A 20,185-nucleotide genomic window follows, 5' to 3' on the forward strand; every position below is an offset into this window, starting at 1 on the left:
CCGTTGCGGCCATGGCAGCACAGCGCTCGGGCACGAACAGGGCGGCGTCGGACGATTACGACGACGTGGAAGGGTTCGCAGTGGCGGTTGTCCGCGAAGAAGGCAAATGGCGGTGCAGTCCGCTGAGCCGGGACGCACTCACCGATTTGTCCGCCGCGGAAAACGAACTGAAGGCTTTGCGCAGCTCCGGAGCGGTGTTCGGCTTACTCGACATCGACGACGAGTTCTTCATCGTGCTGAGACCCGCGCCGAGTGGGACCCGGATGCTGGTGTCGGACGCCACGGCCGCGATCGACTACGACATCGCCGCGGACGTGCTCGAGGCGCTCAACGTGGAAATCCCCGATATCGACCCGGACGAACTGGACGACGTCGAGCCGTGGGAGGAGGGCGACCTCGGTGTGCTGGCCGATCTCGGCCTGCCCGAACCGGTACTGAGCGTCATCCTCGCCGAGACCGAGCTCTATCCGGACGAGCAGCTCGGCATGATCGCCCAGCGTCTCGGCTTCGCCGACGAACTCGCCGCGGTGCTGGACAAACTGCCGCGCTGACGTGGGCGTTCTACCGGACGGCCCGAGCCTTTCGGACGCCGAAATGGTGCGCGCCGCGATCGACGCCGCGGCGGCCGCCGGTGATCGTGACGTGCCGGTCGGCGCCGTCGTGTTCGACTCCACCGGAAGGGAACTCGCGCGCGCCGCGAACGCGCGAGAAGCGCTCGGCGATCCGACGGCGCACGCGGAGATCTTGGCGTTGCGCCGTGCCGCCGCGGTACACGGCGACGGATGGCGGCTGGAGGGCGCGACCCTCGCCGTCACGCTGGAGCCGTGCACCATGTGCGCGGGCGCGCTGGTGCTCGCGCGGGTCGGCCGTCTGGTCTTCGGTGCGTGGGAGCCGAAAACCGGCGCCGTCGGGTCGCTGTGGGACGTGGTGCGTGACCGTCGTCTCAACCATCGGCCCCAGGTGCGCGGCGGCGTGCTGGAGGACGAATGCGCGGCGCTGCTCGACGCGTTCTTCCGCACCCAGCGCTGATGCCTCCTGGCGATTTAGTGATCCGGCGAGGGTCCGGTATGGTTGTCGGCGGTGGCGTGTCCGAGCGGCCTAAGGAGCACGCCTCGAAAGCGTGTGAGGGGTAACCCCCCTCCGAGGGTTCAAATCCCTCCGCCACCGCTCCAGCCCCTCATCTGTTCGACCAGGTGAGGGGCTTTTCTTCTGCATAGACCGCTGAAGGAGGTCGTCCCGGTGACCGAGCCCGACCACCACTACTGGATGAACCGGGCGATCGCGCTCGCGCGACTGTGCCCGGTGGCCGAGGGCGCGTTCTCGGTGGGTGCGGTGATCGTCGCCGACGGGGCGGAGATCGCGACCGGCTACTCCCGCGAGTCCGACCCGAAGCAACACGCCGAGGAGGCCGCGCTCGGCAAGCTCGATTCGGAGGATCCGCGGCTGGGGCGGGCCACGCTCTACAGCACGCTGGAACCCTGCTCGGAACGCGCGACGAAGGACCGGTTGCCGTGCACCGACCGGATACTGCGGGCACGCATCCCGGTCGTGGTGATCGCGTGGCGTGAGCCGTCCACGTTCGTCGTGAATTGCGTCGGTGTGGAGAAGCTGCGGCAGGCGGGCGTGACCGTGCTCGAGCTCCCCGAGCTGGCCGAGGCGGCGATGTCCATGAACCGCCATCTCGACCTGTCCTGAGCCGTTCAGTCGTTGTAGTCCCAGTACTGCAACCATCGCACCGACGCGAACAGCAGCAGCGTCAGCGCGTAGAGCGCGATGATCACCGCTGCCCCGGCGATGCTGATCCGGCGGCCCGCACCGTCGACCGGATCGAGCCACCGGCGGAAATAGGTGGCGACCGCAGGCGACAGGAAATAGCTCATCAAGCCCACGCTCACGATCTGGCTCAGCCACAACGCCAGCCACGGTTGCGCACCGAGCCGGTCGAGCACGGGCCCGAAGAAGCGCGACAGCACCATCACCGTCGGGTACAGCACCAGCAACACCAGCATCGCGGTCTTCCACGTCGGGGTCATCCTGGTCTCGCCGCCGACCGTTCGCACCGTAGAGCCGAACGGCGTGGTGTGCGCGTCCACGGTGAAGTCCTCGGTCAGCTTCGAGCGCAATTCCGGCAAGGCGGCGGCGCGTTCGTACGAGCGCATCCATTCCGACAACTGCCGTGCCGTGCGGAAGCGGAGCACTGAAAACCACCGACCTCCGTCGGACGGGAACAAGGCGGCGCCTTCGAATCCCGGGAACCTGGAACTCGCGGCGACGAGACGCGCCTCGGTCGCCTGGAATTCCGCTTCCTTGCCGGGCGCGACGTTGTGCCGGAATACGCCGATACCGGGCGGCGGTGACTCGCCTTCGACGATGATCAGATCCGCACTCTTGCAGTGGAAGCCGAGGGATTCGCCCTCGGAAAGGACGCTCGCCCGTTCGGTCGAATCCAAGAATTCGTGCAGCGACGGCTCGGATCGGAACGTTACGCTGAATCCCGGCTCGAACAGCGGGTGTTCGGTAACCGACACAGAGGAGTTCACGAATCCGTCTACACATCGGGCGATTTCGGTCATCCTGGCCGACCACGCCCGGAAATCCGCGTCGTGCGCCGGTCGGTGAAAGACCGTGACGGCGGTGGCGGTGGCGGTCATCGAAAGCTATAGGACGTCGATGCGTCGACCCTGCACGTAGACCTCGGCGATCGCGGGCTCGCGGATGCCCATCAGCAACGCGAACAGCGTCTGATCCCGGGCCAGTGCGGGGTCTTCGGAACGAATGCCGTGCGCCAGCATGCTTTCCAGCGCCGGAACGCGCGCCGGTTCGACAACGACGAAATCGGCTTCCTTACCGACGTCGAAATTCCCGAACCGATTTTCCATATCCAAGGCACGCGCGCCCGCCAGCGTGCCGGTGAACAGCATTTCCGCCGGGTGCATCGAGACGCCGTGCTCTCCCGGTTCGGAAATGTGCACTTTGAACGCGGCCGACAGCACCTGGGGAATCAGCCATTCGTCGCCGCCGCCGTAATCGGTGCCCGCGGCCACCGTGACTCCCGAGGCGAGCGTCCGCTTCCACGGCATGGTGCCCGAGCCGAGGAACTGCTGGGACACCGGACAGTGCGCGACCGACGTGCCGGTTTCGGCCATCCGCCCCAGCTCGACGTCCTGGCAGTGCACGCAGTGGGCGAGGATGCTGCGCCTGCCCAGCAGGCTTTTGCCCCCTGCCGCGGAACCGGGCAGGAACTTGCCGTCATAGGTGTCGAGATAGGTGGCCACGCCGTACGCCTGCTTGGTGGCGTCGACTTCGCCGGTTCCCGGACGGTTGTTCTCGTTGAGGTGACTGTGGAAATAGACGCCGCGTCCGCGCACCGAATCGTACAATTCGCCGAGGTTTTCCAAGGTCCGGCGAGTCACCGCCAGAGAAAAGCGTGGCACGATCGCCACGTGCAACAGCGCGGTGTTCATGTCACCGGTGTCGGCCGCGTGCCATTTGTCGATCTCCTCGCTCGTCAGCCGGATGGCGTCGTCCTCGGTGGTGATCAGGGCTGCCGCCGAGCGCTCTCCCGTCGTTTGGATACCGCGCCCGCCGACCATCCGTAGACCACACCTGCGCGTCTCGGTGAACAGCGCGTCCTGCGCCTGTGGAAACGCCGAGCCGAAGACCATCGCCGCCGTGGTGCCCGCGGCGATGCGCCGTGTACAGAATTCGGCGGCCGCCGACCGTGCGAATTCCGGGTCGGCGTACCGGGATTCCGCGGGATAGATGCACGATTCCAGCCACTCCAGCAGTTGGCCACCGCCGTAAGCGTCACCCGCGAAGGTCTGGGGGAAATGAACATGGGTGTCGACGAACCCGGGAAGCAGGAATCCGGGCCGATGATCGAACACTGTTTCGACGCGATACTCGGCCGGGATATCGGAGCGTGATCCACAAAATGCGACCCGGCCGTGAACGTCGATTATCAGAGCCCCGTCCGGCACGTCGACCAGCGCGGTCGGAACATCGTCGGCAGCAGGACTGCCGGCGATGTGAAAAATGTGCCCCAAGTGGACTTGGCTCACCATTCGAGGAGAACACAAAACCATCCGGTACGCGAGCGGATCGCTCGAAACGCCGGTCAGACCCCGCGTGAGAACAATGTCACCGGCGCCGGCATGCGGTAGCCGGCGAGTTTGATGAATCGGGCGCTCACGCTGGGCTGCCTGCCCTCCAGCGGGCCCGCCCCGACCGCGTTCATCATCCGATTGATCACGTTGAAGTACGTGCCCACCCAGACGGCCTCGTCGAACGCATCTCGGGAAACACCCGCCAGCCGGACCACCGCGGCGTCCTCGGGAGTCAACCCGTCCGGGTCACGGGCCATTTTCGCGAGGAAGCCGAGCATGACGCGCGCTTCGGGGCGCAGGGGGGAGTCCGCGCCGTCGGCCAGCGCGCGGGTCACCACGTCGGCGTCGACGTACGCGCCCGCGATCGCCTCGTGCGAGGTGGCGCAGAACGGGCACTCATTGGCCAGGGAGGTGTGCGTCGCGAAGATCTCGCGTTCGGCGACGGTCCAGTACGAAGGTCCGCGCATGACGTCCTGGATCGACTCCGACAGCGGCGAGCCGAAGAACCGATGCCGATAGAAGAGCACTTTCAGCACCGCGGGGACCTCGACGCCACTGAACCGCCGCATCGTCCACAGCATGAATCTGGTCGGCCGGTCGTGCCCGGACCGTACAGCCTCGAGCCACATCTTCTTATCCTTCCCACGCTCGGCGCGCGGCCCGCAAGCGCCGGTCCGCCGCGCCGTAGGCGGCGACGGCGGTCGCCTCGAAGATCTCGTCGTCGTCGTGCCCGGCGGTCTTCAGCGCCGCGATGTCCTGCTCGGTGACCCGGTAGGACCGGTCGGCCACGAGTTCGGCGAAGGCGGCGAGTTCCGGCGCGATGTCCTCGTGCGAGTCCGCGGTCGCGGCGGTTCTCGCGCGCAGGACTTTGCGGACCCCGCTCGGCAACCGCCCCGGCGCGGACTCGAGGTGCTCGCCGAACCGTTGCCATCTCTCACTCATCGAGCCACGCATGGGCCTCATTCTGCTCCGAGCACCGTCGCCTTCGCAGGCGTGCAGGGGAATTCGCTATCCGCTCACGTTCCTGCGCAGCACAACCTTGCGGCGGTCGAGGTCGATCGCGACCAGTGGGGGCGCGTCCCCCTCCTGCTCGTCGCGCAGCATGGACACCGATTCCCGGTGATCCAGTTCCATACGTTTGGTCGCGTAGAACAGCGCGGTGAACTCGTCGGTGAACGTGCCGGAAACCGGAGCGCGGCGGCGCCTGCGGCGTTTGTTCACGGTCAGCTCGTAGACCGCCACTAGCACGAGAAGGATCACCCACCCGGGAATCGACCACTGCAGCAGCGCCACGCTCGCCGAAGGTACCAGCGGACGACCCACGCCCGCCCGTACCCCGACAAGGCCCGAAAATTGCCGTGCGGCGACGGATATCGGACGGAATCCGGGGTATACGCCCGATACGGTAAGTGCGGGAAGGACGCGATGCCAGATGCGCCGTCGGACAATCCGCGCGGGAACGATGCGCGAGAGAAACATGAGAATCGGAAGCATAATCGTTTTGGTCTGGTTGCTGATCGGCGTGATCGCCGCGGCACAACGCAACTATTTCGACAGCGGGCCGGTCAACTGCGCCGGTTTCGGCACCGTCGTCGTCACGGTCATCGCGGGGCCGCTCAACTACATGGGCGTGAACCCGAAGGTGGAGGACTGCAACGTCCCACAGCCGAGTCCGTAGTCGAGCGTCACTGAGGACGGACGGCCAGGCGCGGTGCGCCGCCTGGCCGTCCGTTGTCGTGTGAGGTGGGGCGGCAAGTGACACGGTCGGGTCTCACATTGCGTAAGCTGAATATTAGCTAAAGATGCACTCATGCGGTTTTACCAGCGATTATTTAGGTAACTGTGTGCATTCCGGGTATCCGCCCCATGGGAGGAGCACGGAAGGAGCCGATGAGATGCGCGATTACGAACGCCGTGCGCGTGCCAGGCGCGGTCCAGGGGCGGGCTCCCAACTGTTCGGGTTCCTGCTGCTGGCATGGCTGGCGATCGGGTTGCTGGCAGCCGGTCAGCGGCATTATTTCGACAGCGGCCCTCCGATCAACTGCGCCGGTTGGGGCACGATCGGTCTCACCGCCCTCGCCGGTCCGCTCAACTACGTCGGGGTGAACCCGAGAGTCGGCGCGTGCGAACTTCCGCAACCCAGCTCCTGAAACGCACTCGGCCCCGCGCCCGAGAGATCCGGGTGCGGGGCCGAGTGACGGTTGTCGGATCAGCCGACGCCGACCGGCTGCTTCGCCGTCTCGGCCGAACGCTGCTGCAACTCACGCAGCTTCGTGCCCTCGACGTCGATGTCGGGCAGGATGCGGTCGAGCCACTTCGGCATCCACCACGACCACTTGCCCATGATCACCAGCAACGACGGGATCAGCACCATCCGGACGACGAACGCGTCCAGCAGCACGCCGACCGCCAAGGCGAAGCCCATGGACTTGGCCGTCACGTCGGTCTCCATCAGGAACGAACCGAACACCGAGATCATGATGATCGCCGCCGCGGTCACCACGCGGGCGCCGTGGTGGTAACCGGCGACCACCGCGTCCGTCGGCGACTTGCCGTGCACGAACTCCTCGCGCATCCGGGTCACCAGGAATACCTGGTAGTCCATCGCCAGACCGAACACCAGACCGATCAGCATGATCGGCAGGAAGCTCACCAGCGGATGCGGATCCTCGATCAGGCCGAGCGCGCCTTCCTGGAAGACGAGCACGGTCGCACCGAAGGTCGCGGCCATCGACAGCAGGAAGCCGAGCGCCGCGGTGAGCGGCACCAGGACCGAACGGAACACCAGGATCAGCAGGACGAACGCGGCGCCCGCCACGATCGCCAGGTACGGCACGATCTTGCTGAGCAGCACATGGTCGATGTCGGCGTAGATCGCCGTGGTCCCGGTGACGCCGTACTGGATGCCGTACTCGGCCCGCAGCGCGCCTTCGGCTTCACGGGCGTCTTGCACCAGGTCCTTGGTGGCCTGGTTGTTCGGTCCCGACTTCGGCACACCGTCCAGTAGCGCGCCCTGCTTGTCCTCGCTCCACTGCGGCGCGGTCACGTAATCCATGCCCGGGTACGACGCGAGCTTGGTGCGCAGCGCCTCGACCGCCGCATCGCGGTTGTCGGCGGGGACGTCGGCCAGATCGACGGCCACGTTCAGTATGCCGTTACTTCCTTCGCCGAAGCCCTCGGTGCGCAGCTCGTAGGCCTTGCGGACGGTCGAGGTCTTCGGCATGCTGTCCTCGCCGGGCAGGCCGAGGTTCAGGCCGGTGGCGGGGGCGGCGAGCGCGCCGAGCACCACGATGCTCAGCAGCAGCGCGGCCCACGGCGCCTTGCCGATCAGCCTGCCGAAGCGCATGCCGTTGGTGACCGAGTTGTCGTCCTCGGGGTCGTGCTGGGCGATCAGCGGCAACTTCGGCTTGAACAGGAAGCGGCCGAACGCGCCGAGCAGGGCGGGCATCAGCGTGATCGCGGTGAGCACCGCGAAAGCGGCGGCGATCGCGCCACCCAGACCCATGAACGTCATGAATTTGACGCCGACCACGCTCAGGCCCGCGAGCGCGATGATGACCGTCAGGCCGGCGAACACCACAGCGGAACCGGCCGTGCCGAGGGCGCTGCCCGCGGCCTCTTCCGGCGAATCCTGCACCGCCAGTTCGTGCTTGTACCTGGAGACGATGAACAGCGCGTAGTCGATGGACAACGCGATGCCGATCATCGAGGCGAGGAACGTGGTGAAGCTGGGCACCTCGATCACCGAGGTGCCGACCATGATCAGCGAGGTGGCCGCGCCGAGGCCGACGATCGCGGTGACGATCGGCACGAAAGCGGCGACGATCGCGCCGAACGCCACGATCATCACCAGCAGTGCGACAGCCATGCCGATCATCTCGGACTTGCCGCTGGGGGCTTCCTGCTTCTGCGCGATAGAGCCGCTCATCTCCACGGTGAGCCCGGCGTTGCGCGCGTCGGCGGCCACGTCGTAGGCCGCCGCGCGATGCTCGTCGGTCACGTCGGTGAATGTCTTGATCGTGAACGGCACGTTGATCACCGCCACCGTCTCCGGCGCGGTCTTGCTGAGCACGTTCAGCGGCGCGCCACTGCACTGCGCGGGATCAGGGGCGGACAGGCAGCCCATCTGCTCGGCCGCTTCGACCGGGTCGACCACCGGCTTGCTGTGATCGACGATGTCGAGCTGGCCCAGCTTGGCGATGAACGCTTCCAGCGCCGCACGGCTCGCCGGGTCGGTCAGCTTCTGCCCCTCGAGCGCGCCGATGACGTATGTGCCGGTGACGGCGTCGAACTTGAACGCGGCGGAGGCGCCGGGGAAGTGCTTGTCGAGGATCTCGTTGGCGCGTTCGGAGGGCAGGTTCGGCAGGCTGAAGTCGTTCGTCATCGGCTTGCTGAGCTGTGCTCCGAGGCCACCGAGGAGCACGAACAAGACGAGCCAGACGGGAAGGACTATCCATTTCCTGCGGAAAGCGAACTTTCCCCATCTATACAGATAAACGGACACGAGTGGTTTCTCCTAGCGATGACTGGGATCGTGCTGGTTCTGCGTGTAGACAGCACTCTCGCGGAGATGCCCTGCCTGTCTCCGCCTCCACTGACGCTTTCTGCCTACCGTGCGGTAGGTAGACTACCCAGGAGCTAAGCGGAGGTACAACCTCTATTCTGCCGGGCGATATTCGCTCGATGTGAAGGTGATGAGAGGATCATCGGATGTCTGTGCGTGACACACCCGGCGCTGTCGCCGCAGGTGGAGGCACTAAAAGCGCGATTCGCGAGGCCGCGATGAAGCTGTTCGGCGCCAAAGGATTCGAGCAGACCAGCCTGCGCGAGGTCGCGGATGCGGTAGGAATCACAAAGGCGTCACTCTACTATCACTACGCGTCGAAGCTCGATCTGCTATTGGCGATCATCGATCCGATCGTCGATCACATGCGTTCGGTAGTCGACGATCTCGACCAGGTGCCGCACGACGCCGAGAGCATTCGCCAGGTCCTGCGGGTCTACTTGCGCGGCCTCATCCATCACCGTGACGCCGGTGCGCTCGTCGTGCGCGACACCGTCGCGATCGTCAACGTCATGGCGGACCGCTATCCGGATCTGATGGACGCCAGCCGGGCGCTGCGCGAGTGGCTGGCCGGACCGGACGCCACCGACGAGGCGCAGTTGCGCGCCTGCGCGGCGCTCGAGGTGATCGGGGTGGCGCTGGTGTCCAAGGAACTCGTGCCTGGTGCGGACGATTCGGTGGTGGAATCCTCACTGCTGGATGCCGCGACCTGCGTGCTGGCAGGTGGCGGCGCCGCGTAGATTCGAGCTATCCCACCTCGACGCCAGGAGTCATCGCTGTGCACATCACCGCGAAGGTCGATTACGCGGTGCGAACGCTGCTCGAAATCGCAAGTGCGCCGCGGCTCGACCAGTCCGTGCTCGGGCTCGGCGCACCGCTCGTACAGGTCGCACCGGTGGTGAAGGCCGAAGCGATCGCGACCGCCCAGCGAATTCCACCCAAAGTGCTCGAGTCCGTGCTCGGCGAATTGCGCCGAGCCGAACTGGTGATCAGCAGACGCGGTCCGGACGGCGGCTATTGGCTGGCCAGGCCCGCCGCCGAGATCTCCATCGCCGACGTGATCCGCGCGATCGAGGGCCCGCTGGCCTCGGTGCGCGGTGCGCGACCGGAGGACGTCCACTATTCCGGCGCGGCCGAGCCGTTGCAGCGGGTGTGGATCGCGCTGCGGGTCAACATCCGGGCGGTGCTGGAGAACGTCACCATCGCCGACATCGCGAGCAACCGGCTGCCCGGATTCGTCGAAGCGCTCACCGAAGATCCCGGCGCCTGGGCGCGCCGCTGACTCCGCGCACACCCCGACGGGAGAGCATTCATGCAGGTCAGGAATCTCCACGACGTATCGCGCCGACAGCCGGTAGCCTGCGATTCATCATGCTGACCAGACTGCTACGCACACATCTGTACCCCTACCGCGCCCAGCTCGCGGGGGTCGTTGTGCTTCAGCTGATCTCCGTCATCGCGATGCTGTATCTGCCCAGCCTGAACGCGGACCTGATCGACAACGGCGTCACCAAAGGTGATATCGGCTACATCTGGACCACCGGCTTGTGGATGCTCGCGGTCACGGGCGTGCAGATCGTCGCGTCGGCCGCCTCGGTCTATATCGGCGCGCAGGCCGCCATGGGCGCCGGCCGCGACCTGCGCGGCGCGCTGCTGCACCGCGTCGGCACATTCTCCGCGCGGGAAGTGAAGATGTTCGGCGCGCCCTCCCTGATCACCCGCAATACCAACGATATTCAGCAGGTTCAGCTGCTCGTCGTGATGTCGGCGACCATCCTGGTGATGGCGCCGATCATGTGCGTGGGCGGCATCATCATGGCGTTGCGCGAAGACCTGGGTCTGTCCTGGCTGCTGCTGATCGCGGTGCCCGCGCTGGGGCTGTCCATGGCCGTGCTGATCTCCAAGATGGTGCCCGGTTTCCGGGACATGCAGGCCAGGATCGACGAGGTGAATCGGGTGCTGCGCGAGCAGATCACCGGCATCCGCGTGGTCAGGGCGTTCGTGCGGGAACGGCAGGAGACCTGGCGGTTCGGCCTGGCCAACACCGAACTCACCGATACCGCGGTGCGCGTCGGCCGGTTGATGGCGCTGATGTTCCCCACAGTCATGCTGATAAGCAATGTCACCGCCGTCGCGGTGATCTGGTTCGGCGGGCACGCGATCGACGAAGGGCACATGCAGATCGGTTCGCTCACCGCGCTGCTGTCCTACATCATGCAGATCCTCACGGCCGTGATGATGGCCTCGTTCCTGGCCATGATGGCGCCGCGCGCCGCGGTCTCCGCCGACCGGATCGGCGAGGTGCTCGACACCGAATCCTCGGTCCACCCGCCGCGCCTGCCGCAGCCGTTCACCGACGACCCGGCCGTCGTGGACATCCAATTCGCCGAGTTCGCCTTCCCCGGCGCGGAGAAGCCGGTGCTGAGAGCCATCCGGTTCCAGATGCGTCCCGGCACCACCACCGCGATCGTCGGCTCCACCGGCTCCGGGAAAACCACACTGGTCAACCTGATCCCCCGGTTGATGGACGTCACCGACGGCGCGGTCTACGTCGGCGGCACCGACGTCCGCCATATCGACCTCGAGGTGTTGCGTGCGCAGATCGGCCTCGTCCCGCAGAAGGCGTATCTGTTCTCCGGCACGGTCGCGAGCAATCTGCGTTATGGCAATCCGCACGCCACCGACGAGGAACTATGGCGTGCGCTGGAAATCGCGCAGGCCGCCGATTTCGTGCGGGAGATGCCGGAGGGATTGCAAGCCCCCGTCGCCCAAGGCGGCACAACGGTTTCCGGAGGTCAGCGTCAACGGCTGGCCATCGCGCGAGCGCTGGTGAAGAAGCCGAGGGTGTACCTGTTCGACGACTCGTTCTCCGCGCTCGACGTCGCGACCGACGCCAGGCTGCGCGAAGCGCTGAAGCCGGAGACCGCCGACGCCTCGGTCCTGATCGTCGCCCAACGGATAGCCACCATCCGGGACGCGGACCAGATCGTGGTGCTCGAAGACGGCGCGATGGCGGGTGTCGGCACCCACGAGCAACTCATGCGGGATTGCTCGGAGTACCGGGAGATCGTCGAGTCGCAGCTGAGTGCCGAGGAGGCGCGATGAGACCCGGAATGCCCGGTCCCGGTGCTCCGGACAGCAAGGCGAAATCGTTCGGACCATCCCTGAAACGACTGCTGCGCAGGCTCGCCCCGGAACGGTTGCAGGTCGGGCTGATCATCGCGCTCGTCCTCGCGTCGGTGGTGCTGAACACCCTCGGCCCCTACATTCTCGGCAAGGCGACCAACTTGGTCTTCGACGGCGTGGTCGGCAAGCAACTGCCGCCCGGCGTGACCAAGGAACAAGCGATCGAAGCGCTGCGAGCCGAGGGCGACGACACCTTCGCGGACATGCTCGGCGCCATGGACGTGGTCCCCGGCGTGGGAGTGGACTTCGGCGCGGTCGGCCGGGTTCTCGCCGTGGTGCTCGCGCTGTACATCGGCGCCGCCGTCTTCGGGTGGTTGCAGGGGTACCTGCTCAACATCGTGATCAACCGGACGGTGAAGCGGCTGCGCAGCGACGTCGAGGACAAGATCCATCGGCTTCCGTTGCGCTACTTCGACTCCGCGCCGCGCGGTGACGTGCTCAGCCGGGTGACCAACGACGTGGACAACGTCTCCCAGAGCCTGCAGCAGACCATGAGCCAGCTACTCATCTCGGTGTTCTCGGTGCTCGGCATCCTGGTCATGATGTTCTGGATCTCGTGGGCGCTCGCGGTGATCGCGTTGCTCACCGTCCCCGCCGCGATCGTGGTCACCGCGCAGATCGCGAAACGGTCCAAGCCGCACTTCGTCAACCAGTGGAAGTACACCGGACTGGTCAACGCCCAGGTCGAGGAGGCCTACACGGGGCACGAGGTGGTCACCGCGTTCGGCCGCAACCGCGAGGTCGGCAAGGAGTTCGACCAGCGCAACGAAGAGCTCTACCAGGCCAGCTTCAAAGCGCAGTTCATCTCGGGCCTGATCATGCCCGCGATCATGTTCCTGGGAAACGTGAACTTCGTGCTGGTCGCGCTGGTAGGCGGCCTCAAAGTCGCGACGGGCAGCCTCTCGCTCGGTGAGGTGCAGGCGTTCATCCAGTACTCCCGCCAGTTCAGCCAGCCGCTGACCCAGCTCGGCGCGATGGCCAACCTGTTGCAGTCCGGCGTCGCCTCGGCCGAGCGGATCTTCGAGATCCTCGACGCCGAGGAGCAGAGTCCGGACCCGGTGATGGCCGACGCCCGCCCGGTCGACCGCGGCCGGGTGGAATTCGAGGCCGTCTCGTTCCGCTACGAACCCGACAAGCCGGTGATCGAGCGGCTCTCCCTGGTGGCCGAGCCCGGCCATGTGGTCGCCATCGTCGGCCCGACCGGCGCGGGCAAGACCACGCTGGTGAACCTGCTCATGCGGTTCTACGAACTGGACGCGGGCGCGATCACGGTCGACGGCGTCGACATCACCGAGATCACCCGGGACCACCTGCGTTCGCGCATCGGCATGGTCCTGCAGGACACCTGGCTGTTCCGCGGCACCATCCGGGAGAACATCGCCTACGGCAACCCGAACGCGAGCGAGGAGGATATCCTCGCCGCGGCGCGCGCCGCCTACGTCGACCGCTTCGTGCACGCCCTGCCCGACGGCTACGACACGGTCATCGACGAGGAGGGCTCCGGGGTCAGCGCGGGCGAGAAACAGCTGATCACCATCGCGCGCGCGTTCCTGGCCAAACCGTCGATCCTCATCCTGGACGAGGCGACCAGCTCGGTGGATACCCGCACCGAGGTGCTGGTGCAACATGCAACCGCCGCGCTGCGTCGCGACCGGACCAGCTTCGTCATCGCCCACCGCCTGTCCACCATTCGCGACGCCGATCTGATCGTCGTCATGGAAGCGGGCCGGATCGTGGAACACGGCACGCACGAACGCCTGCTCGCCGAACGCGGGGCGTACTACCGCTTGTACAACGCCCAGTTCGCGGGAGTGGTGTGATCCGGCCACCGGCGCCGACCGGCGGCCTGCCGCGGTCTGCGATCGGCGAACTGCGAGGATAGCGGGGTGCCCGGTCCCGAATCCTTCTCCTTCACCGTCGGTACGCGCCTGGACGGGCGGCACGGCCGGTCCGGGGTGATCGCCACGCCGCACGGTCCGATCGCCACGCCCGCCTTCATCCCGGTGGGCACCAAAGCGACGGTCAAGGCGGTGCTGCCGGAGACCATGCGTGAGCTCGGCGCCCAGGCGCTGCTGGCCAACGCCTACCACCTCTACCTGCAGCCGGGCCCCGACATCGTGGACGAAGCGGGCGGGCTGGGCGCGTTCATGAACTGGCCGGGACCGACCTTCACCGACAGCGGCGGGTTCCAGGTGATGTCCTTGGGTGTGGGCTTCAAGAAGGTGCTGGCGATGGAGGCGGTCGACGTCCGCAGCGACGACGTGATCGCACCCGGCAAAGAGCGGTTGGCCACCGTGGACGACGACGGTGTCACGTTCCGCTCACACCTCGACGGCTCGGCGCACCGGTTCACCCCCGAGGTGTCGATGGGCATCCAGCACCAGCTCGGCGCCGACATCATGTTCGCTTTCGACGAGCTCACCACCCTGCTCAATACCCGTGCCTACCAGGAGCGCTCGGTGCAGCGAACGCACGAGTGGGCGCAGCGCTGCATCGACGAGCACGAGCGGTTGACCGCCGCCCGCACCCACCGCCCGTACCAGGCGCTGTTCGCCGTCGTCCAAGGCGCGCAGTACGAGGACCTGCGCCGTAAGGCATGTCGCGGGCTCGAGTCGATTCGCGCGAGCGGGGGAACGGCATTCGACGGTTACGGCATCGGCGGCGCGCTGGAGAAGCACAACCTGGGCGCCATCGTCGGATGGTGCTGCGACGAGCTGCCCGAGGACAAACCGCGTCACATGCTGGGCATCAGCGAACCGGAGGACGTCTTCACCGCCGTCGAGAACGGCGCGGACACCTTCGACTGCGTCAACCCGTCCCGGGTTGCCCGCAACGCCGCGATCTACATCGACACCGGCCGGTTCAACATCAACACCAGCCGTTTCCGTCGCGACTTCACCCCGATCGACGAGAACTGCGACTGCTACACCTGCGCCAACTACACGCGCGCCTACCTGCACCACCTGTTCAAGGCCAAGGAGATGCTCGCGGCCACGCTGTGCACGATCCACAACGAGCGATTCACGATTCGCCTGGTCGACCGTATCCGGGACAGCATCGAGGGCGGCTACTTCGATGAACACAAGGCCGAGACACTGGGCCGCTGGGGGAGTGGGAGAAGTTCTGTGTGATTTCGTCAGGTGCGCAGCGGATCGCCTTGCGTGGGCGCGTAGGTGGGTTCGTGCTTCTTGAGGAACGCGATGACCCGGTAGGTGATCGGAAGCACAATTACCTCGCAGAGCGTTTTCCAGATGAAGCCGACGATCACGTAGTTGACGAACTGCTGCCAGGTGTCGATACCGATGGCGCCCGCGGCGATCGAGCAGAAGATCAGCGTGTCGGCGAGTTCGCCGACGATGGTCGACCCGATCAGCCTGGCCCACAGGTACTTTTCCTTCGTCCGCTCCTTGATCAGCACCAGCGTCGCGGAATTGAGCAGCTGGCCGACGAAGTACCCGGCCAGACCCGCGACGACCAGGCGCGGCGTCGTCCCGAGGACGGTGCGGAACGCCTCTTGGTTCTCGTAGAACCCCGCGGCGGGCAGCCGGATGGCGATGGCGAAGCAGACGACCGTCAGCAGCAGTCCGGCGAAGCCGTAGTAGATGGCGCGCCGAGTGGCGCGGAAGCCGTACACCTCGCTCAGTACGTCGCCGAGGATGTAGGCCAGCGGGAACAGGAAGAAGGCGCCGTCGGTGGCGATCGGCAGGATTTGCAGCGGCCCCAGCGACACCGAGCGATCGCCGAGGAACTCCACCCCCTTGGTGGCGCAGATATTGGAAATGATCAAGGTCGCAGTGAACAGTGCCACGATCGGTGCGTAGTACCCCCGCGCCACCTGGGCAAATGCCGCATGGTCCGCGGGGCGCCCAGGCCCGCCGTGCTCTTGGGTGGTTTTCGACTCACTCACCCGCATCATCCAACCAGGTTGTGGAATACGCTGTAGCAATGACGAATCCCGGCGATTCCGACGAGTGGTGGAAGCAGTACGGCGGCCAAGGCGTGTCGCCGGAGTCCGGTGGGCAGAGCTCGGTGCCGCAGTACCCGAGCCCTGAGCAGCCGCCGTCGGGTTACCCGTCGGCGCCGCAGTACCCGGTACAGCCGCCCTCGCAGCCGATGACGCCGCCTCCGCAACCGCAGTACCCGCCCTATCAGCAACAGCCGTACCCCCAGCCGAACTACGGCTATCAGAGTCCCTATCAGCCCTACGGCGTCCCGGCGCAGGGCACCAACGGCATGGCGATCGGTGCGCTGATCTCGTCGCTGGTCGGGTTCGTCACCTGTGGGCTCGGCTCGATCGTCGGCATCATCCTCGGCGTGGTCGCACTGAACCAGATCAAGCAGAGCGGTCAAGAAGGGCGCGGCATGGCGCTGGCCGGCATCTGGATCGGCGTCGGCGCGATCGTGCTCGGCATCCTGTGGTTCGTCGTCGTGATCATCGCGGGAGCGACCAGCGCGTAGCGGCGCGGGCCGGGAAGCAGCAGGGGCGCACCCGATTCGGGTGCGCCCCTACGCATTCGGTGCCGCTGTGGCGGATCAGGCCTTGACGACCTGGGTGCCGCCCGCGAACTTGTCGTGCCAGCCCTGCTTGTTCGGGTCCTGCGAGATGGTGACCATGATGTAGATCGCCAAGCCGAGCGAGACGAGGCCGCCGACGCACGGAATGATGTTCGCCGCGACGAACACGTTGCGCTTCAGCGAGGTGACCGGGTCGATCTTCGCGGCGCCACCGGGGGCGAGCACCTTCAGGCCGAGGATCTTCTTGCCGAGCGTGGTGCCCTGCGAGGTCTCCATGCCGACGAAGTAGCCGAGCTGGACCAGGGTCCAGACCAGGCCGAGACCGATGGTCAGGCCCACCGAGTTGTTGACCAGGAGGTAGAGGATGAAGTACGGGATCATCAGGATGATCGCGTCGATGACGCGGGCGCCGATGCGGGTGCCGAGATCGCCCGGCTGGCCGCCGTAGTTGTTGAACCCGGGCTGCTGCGGGTACTGACCGTAGGGATCCTGCCCGTACTGCGGCTGCTGGCCGTACTGCGGCTGTTGCTGCCCGTACTGGGGCTGCTGCCCGTACTGCGGCTGCTGCCCGTACTGAGGCTGCTGACCGTACTGGTCGCCGCCCTGCGGGTACGGCTGCCCGTACGGCTGCCCGCCCTGCGGATACTGGTTGGGGTCGTACCCACCGCTTGTCATAGTTGTTTGTCCTCGTCGATTGATCAGTAGTTGGACGATGCGTACGTTACGGACATCGGCTGCGTTGCAACAACCCATTCACGTCGAGTATCCATGGTTCGCGGGGTAGCCGCCCGGCGTCGAAACGCGCGAGTAGCTCGGACGACGATGTCGCGGCGCAGCCGAGCGAAGCGGCCAGTGCCGAGACTACTTCCTCCGGCGTGTTGCCGAGCGCCAAGCGTTCGCGGAGTGTCACCGCCCCATCCCGTTTCGCCAGTCGACGCCGTTCGGTGTTGAGCACCAGCGGCACGTGGGCGTAGCGCGGCACCGGAAGGTCGAGCAGCGTCGCGAGGTATGCCTGTCGCGGGGTCGACGGCAAAAGGTCGTCACCGCGCACCACCTGGTCCACGCCTTGTGCCGCGTCGTCGACCACGACGGCGAGGTTGTAGGCCGGGATGCCGTCGCCACGGCGCAGCACCACGTCGTCGACCGGACCGCGGTAGCGACCGTGCAGCTCGTCGTGCACTTCGAACTGCGTCGCGGTGGCCCGCAGGCGCAGCGCGGCCGGGCGGCCCTCGGCGCGCCACCGGTCGCGCGCCGACGCGCTCAGCGTGCGACAGGTGCCGGGGTAGGCGCCCGACGGCCCGTGTGGCGCCGACGCGGCCTTCTGAATTTCCCTTCGGGTGCAGAAGCATTCGTAGGTGAGCCCGGCGGCGGTGAGGCGTTCGATGGCCGCCTCGTACCGCGGCAATCGATCGGACTGGCGTACCACCGGTCCGTCCCAGTCCACGCCGATCGCGGCGAGATCCTCCAGCTGCCGCTGCTGCGCACCGGGGCGCACCCGGTCCAGATCATCGATGCGGAGCAGGAACCGGCGGCCGGTGGAGCGAGCGAACGCCCAGGCCAGCAGCGCGGTGCGGAGATTGCCCAGGTGCAGGTCCCCGGACGGGCTCGGCGCATACCGGCCCGCGCCCGGCTCAGGCACGGGCCCGGCTGGTAGACGATGAGGTGCGCACGTCGGCCATGGTAAAAGCCGGGCGGTCAGACGCGCAGACGCGGCCGCAGGTCGGCCTCGGACGGTTCGTCGCCGGCCGCCAGCGTGGCGAGTAGTGATTCGGCGTGCGCGACCAGTCCGGTGAGGTCGATATCGTAGGGCGCCTGCCCACTCTCGGGGCGGTATGCCGTCAACCGCGACACAGCGCGGGCGAGCAGTGTACGCGCTCCCTTGGGATTTCCGCGCTGTATGTGGGTTAGCCCGACAGCGAACTGCGCGAGCGCCTGCCACAGCATCCGCTCGGCGAACGGTCCGTTCTTCCACGCGGCCTCTAAAACCTCATGTGCGTTGAATGCTAGTCCGTCGTCCAGCAGTTGCTGGGCGAAGGCCAAGGTTTGCTGGGGTGGAAGATCGAGATCGTCGGGAATTCGGGCAACTCCGGTGCTGCCGGGAGGCAGTGGACGCCCGAGGCGGTCGCGCGGACGGGCATTACGGGCACGACCTGCGTCGTCGCGAGCGCGTTCGACCATAGGTTCCATCATGCACGGCCGCCGCCGCGGCGTCGACGCGGCCCGTGGCCGTGCGCGAATTGTCGTCCGATAACAGAGCAATCACATCCGTTAAATACATTGTGGTACGCCGGTGCTGGGAATGAATGCCACGGGCTGGCAATGCTCCCGCAACTTCCCTGCTTCGCAAACGTGTGTGGTTGCGATGATTGAATAGGCAAGAGCCCGGCAAACTTTCGAGGGACCTGCTAGTGTTACCGCGCGGGGACAGGCCCCGCGCGAGGTTAATTTCCTCTCGAACTCGATGTGCGATATCGACGCACCGAGAATGTGCGCTCCGGCGAGGAGTGCACCACGGGATTCGGCTTCCGGAGTCGGGTACCGATGCTAGCTGGAACGATGTCAGGAGAAATCTCGCTCTCGACGCAGCAAAGGAGCTAGTGCCGTGGAGGTTGATTGGACGGGCGCTGTGTGGCGCAAGAGCACATACAGCGGTCCGGATGGGAACTGCGTGGAAGTCGCTTTTCTCGTCGACGGCAGTGTCGCGGTTCGTGACACCAAGGACAGTGGAAGTGGCCCGGTCTTGGCGTTTGCGCCGGGTGAGTGGGATGCATTCCTAACGGGGGTCTCGACGGGAGAGTTCCGGCGCGGCTGAACCGCTCCGGAATCGCCTGAACAAGGCAAAGCGGGCCCCGGGTCGCGTGGACTCGGGGCCTTCGCGGTTTTCGGGCAGGAGGGGCGGTGCCCTCGAATCATCGGTGGCCGGAGCCGTTTCCGTCACCGTTCACCCGTTGCTGAACCGTGCGCAGCACGGCGAGCTGTTTGCGTTCCTCTTCGTGCTCGGTCGCGAAGTGCCGCTCGCTCTCCTCGCGCGGATCCGCCCGCAGGAAGCTGCCCGTGCCCGGCTTGCCCGCCGCGCCCAGCTTGCTCATCTTCTTCGGTACCGGCGCGCCCTGGTACTCCAGCGGGATCGGGTGACCGTGCTCGTCCACCGGGCCGAGCGGCTGGTGCACCTCGATGTACTCGCCGTGCGGCAAGCGCTTGATCACGCCGGTCTCGATGCCGTGCTCGAGCACCGCGCGGTCGCTGCGCTGCAGCCCGAGACAGATGCGGTAGGCCAGGAAGTAGGCCAGCGGAGGTCCGAGCAGAATGCCGATCCGGCCCACCCACGTGGTCGCGTTCAGGGAGATATCGAACTTGTAGGCGATGATGTCGTTGACGCACGACAGGGTCAGGACCACGTAGAACGCGATCGCCATCGCGCCGATCGCCGTGCGAACGGGCACGTCACGCGGGCGTTGTAGCAAGTTGTGGTAGGCCCGGTCGCCGGTGAGCCGCTTCTCGATCCAGGGATAGGCGATCAGGACGGCGAACACCAAGCCCATGATCAACGCGACCCAGAACACCGCAGGCACGGTGTAGTTGCCGATGTACAGCTCCCACGGCGGCATCAACCGGGCCATGCCGTCGGTCCACATCATGTAGAAGTCCGGCTGCGAACCCGCCGACACCTGCGAGGGGTTGTAGGGACCCAGGTTCCAGATCGGGTTGATCTGGAACACCCCGCCCATGATGCCCACGATGCCGAGGGTGAAGGCGAAGAACGCGCCCTGGTCGGCGGCGAACACCGGCACGATCCGCGCGCCCACCACGTTGT

Annotated in this window: 23 protein-coding genes and 1 tRNA gene; 13 read left to right on the top strand and 11 right to left on the bottom strand. The window is 66.4% G+C overall.

Annotated features, from left to right (window positions below):
- Positions 1-11 precede the first annotated feature (11 nt).
- From M8859_RS14045 to M8859_RS14060, 4 genes are all read left to right on the top strand, one after another.
- A complete protein-coding gene (locus tag M8859_RS14045) occupies positions 12-551 on the top strand; it encodes a tRNA adenosine deaminase-associated protein (RefSeq protein WP_159922638.1) in 540 nt (179 codons plus the stop codon).
- 43 nt (positions 552-594) lie between these two features.
- The gene (locus M8859_RS14050; RefSeq protein ID WP_159922698.1) at positions 595-1,029 is read left to right on the top strand and encodes a nucleoside deaminase; all 435 of its coding nucleotides are present in this window, start codon (positions 595-597) and stop codon (positions 1,027-1,029) included.
- A gap of 50 nt (positions 1,030-1,079) precedes the next feature.
- A tRNA-Ser gene (locus M8859_RS14055) sits at positions 1,080-1,167 on the top strand.
- Positions 1,168-1,239: 72 nt separating this feature from the next.
- A complete protein-coding gene (locus M8859_RS14060) occupies positions 1,240-1,695 on the top strand; it encodes a cytidine/deoxycytidylate deaminase family protein (protein ID WP_159922640.1) in 456 nt (151 codons plus the stop codon).
- A gap of 5 nt (positions 1,696-1,700) precedes the next feature.
- Here M8859_RS14060 and M8859_RS14065 read toward each other — a convergent pair whose 3' ends face one another.
- The 5 genes from M8859_RS14065 to M8859_RS14085 all read right to left on the bottom strand — a co-directional run bounded on the left by M8859_RS14065 (position 1,701) and on the right by M8859_RS14085 (position 5,399).
- Complete coding sequence (locus tag M8859_RS14065) at positions 1,701-2,651, bottom strand: antibiotic biosynthesis monooxygenase (RefSeq protein WP_249644321.1); 951 nt, start codon at positions 2,649-2,651, stop codon at positions 1,701-1,703.
- 6 nt (positions 2,652-2,657) lie between these two features.
- Positions 2,658-4,064 carry an amidohydrolase family protein gene (locus M8859_RS14070; RefSeq protein ID WP_249644322.1) on the bottom strand — a complete coding sequence of 469 codons (1,407 nt, stop codon included), beginning with the start codon at positions 4,062-4,064 and terminating at the stop codon, positions 2,658-2,660.
- A 53-nt stretch (positions 4,065-4,117) separates the two neighbouring features.
- Complete coding sequence (locus M8859_RS14075) at positions 4,118-4,735, bottom strand: carboxymuconolactone decarboxylase family protein (RefSeq protein WP_159922646.1); 618 nt, start codon at positions 4,733-4,735, stop codon at positions 4,118-4,120.
- A gap of 4 nt (positions 4,736-4,739) precedes the next feature.
- Positions 4,740-5,048 carry a hypothetical protein gene (locus tag M8859_RS14080; protein ID WP_159922648.1) on the bottom strand — a complete coding sequence of 103 codons (309 nt, stop codon included), beginning with the start codon at positions 5,046-5,048 and terminating at the stop codon, positions 4,740-4,742.
- Between the two features lie 66 nt (positions 5,049-5,114).
- Positions 5,115-5,399 (bottom strand): DUF6191 domain-containing protein, encoded by a 285-nt coding sequence (locus M8859_RS14085; RefSeq protein WP_159922650.1) that lies wholly within the window; start codon positions 5,397-5,399, stop codon positions 5,115-5,117.
- A 184-nt stretch (positions 5,400-5,583) separates the two neighbouring features.
- Here M8859_RS14085 and M8859_RS14090 point away from each other — a divergent pair, with 184 nt between their 5' ends.
- Together M8859_RS14090 and M8859_RS14095 are read left to right on the top strand one after the other, a co-directional pair.
- Positions 5,584-5,784: a hypothetical protein gene (locus tag M8859_RS14090; RefSeq protein ID WP_159922652.1), complete on the top strand. Its 201-nt coding sequence runs from the start codon at positions 5,584-5,586 to the stop codon at positions 5,782-5,784.
- A 217-nt stretch (positions 5,785-6,001) separates the two neighbouring features.
- Positions 6,002-6,256 (top strand): hypothetical protein, encoded by a 255-nt coding sequence (locus M8859_RS14095; RefSeq protein ID WP_159922654.1) that lies wholly within the window; start codon positions 6,002-6,004, stop codon positions 6,254-6,256.
- A 59-nt stretch (positions 6,257-6,315) separates the two neighbouring features.
- On the opposite strand, the gene M8859_RS14100 is transcribed toward M8859_RS14095, so the two are convergent.
- Entirely contained in the window at positions 6,316-8,610 is a 2,295-nt protein-coding gene (locus M8859_RS14100; RefSeq protein WP_195069784.1) for an MMPL family transporter, read from the bottom strand.
- 206 nt (positions 8,611-8,816) lie between these two features.
- Between M8859_RS14100 and M8859_RS14105 the strand changes: the two genes are divergently transcribed.
- From M8859_RS14105 to tgt, 5 genes are all read left to right on the top strand, one after another.
- Positions 8,817-9,410: a TetR/AcrR family transcriptional regulator gene (locus tag M8859_RS14105; RefSeq protein WP_159922658.1), complete on the top strand. Its 594-nt coding sequence runs from the start codon at positions 8,817-8,819 to the stop codon at positions 9,408-9,410.
- Between the two features lie 38 nt (positions 9,411-9,448).
- Entirely contained in the window at positions 9,449-9,952 is a 504-nt protein-coding gene (locus M8859_RS14110; RefSeq protein WP_159922660.1) for an RrF2 family transcriptional regulator, read from the top strand.
- 89 nt (positions 9,953-10,041) lie between these two features.
- Positions 10,042-11,775: an ABC transporter ATP-binding protein gene (locus tag M8859_RS14115; RefSeq protein WP_159922662.1), complete on the top strand. Its 1,734-nt coding sequence runs from the start codon at positions 10,042-10,044 to the stop codon at positions 11,773-11,775.
- A complete protein-coding gene (locus tag M8859_RS14120; protein ID WP_159922664.1) occupies positions 11,772-13,676 on the top strand; it encodes an ABC transporter ATP-binding protein in 1,905 nt (634 codons plus the stop codon). The genes M8859_RS14115 and M8859_RS14120 overlap by 4 nt, the downstream gene beginning before the upstream one ends.
- A 66-nt stretch (positions 13,677-13,742) precedes the next feature.
- Complete coding sequence (gene tgt, locus M8859_RS14125) at positions 13,743-14,987, top strand: tRNA guanosine(34) transglycosylase Tgt (protein ID WP_195069783.1); 1,245 nt, start codon at positions 13,743-13,745, stop codon at positions 14,985-14,987.
- Between the two features lie 5 nt (positions 14,988-14,992).
- On the opposite strand, the gene M8859_RS14130 is transcribed toward tgt, so the two are convergent.
- The gene (locus M8859_RS14130; protein ID WP_159922668.1) at positions 14,993-15,772 is read right to left on the bottom strand and encodes a queuosine precursor transporter; all 780 of its coding nucleotides are present in this window, start codon (positions 15,770-15,772) and stop codon (positions 14,993-14,995) included.
- A gap of 29 nt (positions 15,773-15,801) precedes the next feature.
- Between M8859_RS14130 and M8859_RS14135 the strand changes: the two genes are divergently transcribed.
- Positions 15,802-16,314: a DUF4190 domain-containing protein gene (locus tag M8859_RS14135; RefSeq protein WP_159922670.1), complete on the top strand. Its 513-nt coding sequence runs from the start codon at positions 15,802-15,804 to the stop codon at positions 16,312-16,314.
- A 75-nt stretch (positions 16,315-16,389) separates the two neighbouring features.
- Here M8859_RS14135 and M8859_RS14140 read toward each other — a convergent pair whose 3' ends face one another.
- Genes M8859_RS14140 through M8859_RS14150 form a run of 3 tightly spaced genes read right to left on the bottom strand, consistent with a single transcriptional unit; the run spans position 16,390 to position 18,549 of the window.
- The gene (locus tag M8859_RS14140) at positions 16,390-17,046 is read right to left on the bottom strand and encodes an RDD family protein (protein ID WP_159922672.1); all 657 of its coding nucleotides are present in this window, start codon (positions 17,044-17,046) and stop codon (positions 16,390-16,392) included.
- Between the two features lie 46 nt (positions 17,047-17,092).
- The gene (gene gluQRS / locus M8859_RS14145) at positions 17,093-18,010 is read right to left on the bottom strand and encodes a tRNA glutamyl-Q(34) synthetase GluQRS (protein ID WP_159922674.1); all 918 of its coding nucleotides are present in this window, start codon (positions 18,008-18,010) and stop codon (positions 17,093-17,095) included.
- Positions 18,011-18,066: 56 nt separating this feature from the next.
- Positions 18,067-18,549, bottom strand: a complete 483-nt coding sequence (locus M8859_RS14150; RefSeq protein ID WP_195069782.1) for a DUF309 domain-containing protein — start codon at positions 18,547-18,549, stop codon at positions 18,067-18,069.
- A 448-nt stretch (positions 18,550-18,997) separates the two neighbouring features.
- Here M8859_RS14150 and M8859_RS14155 point away from each other — a divergent pair, with 448 nt between their 5' ends.
- Complete coding sequence (locus tag M8859_RS14155) at positions 18,998-19,183, top strand: DUF397 domain-containing protein (RefSeq protein ID WP_372492910.1); 186 nt, start codon at positions 18,998-19,000, stop codon at positions 19,181-19,183.
- Between the two features lie 97 nt (positions 19,184-19,280).
- Here M8859_RS14155 and M8859_RS14160 read toward each other — a convergent pair.
- Positions 19,281-20,185 (bottom strand): cytochrome b family protein (locus M8859_RS14160; RefSeq protein WP_504928418.1); only part of this gene is annotated, 905 nt, incomplete at its 5' end.

The organism is Nocardia sputi, assembly GCF_023501985.1.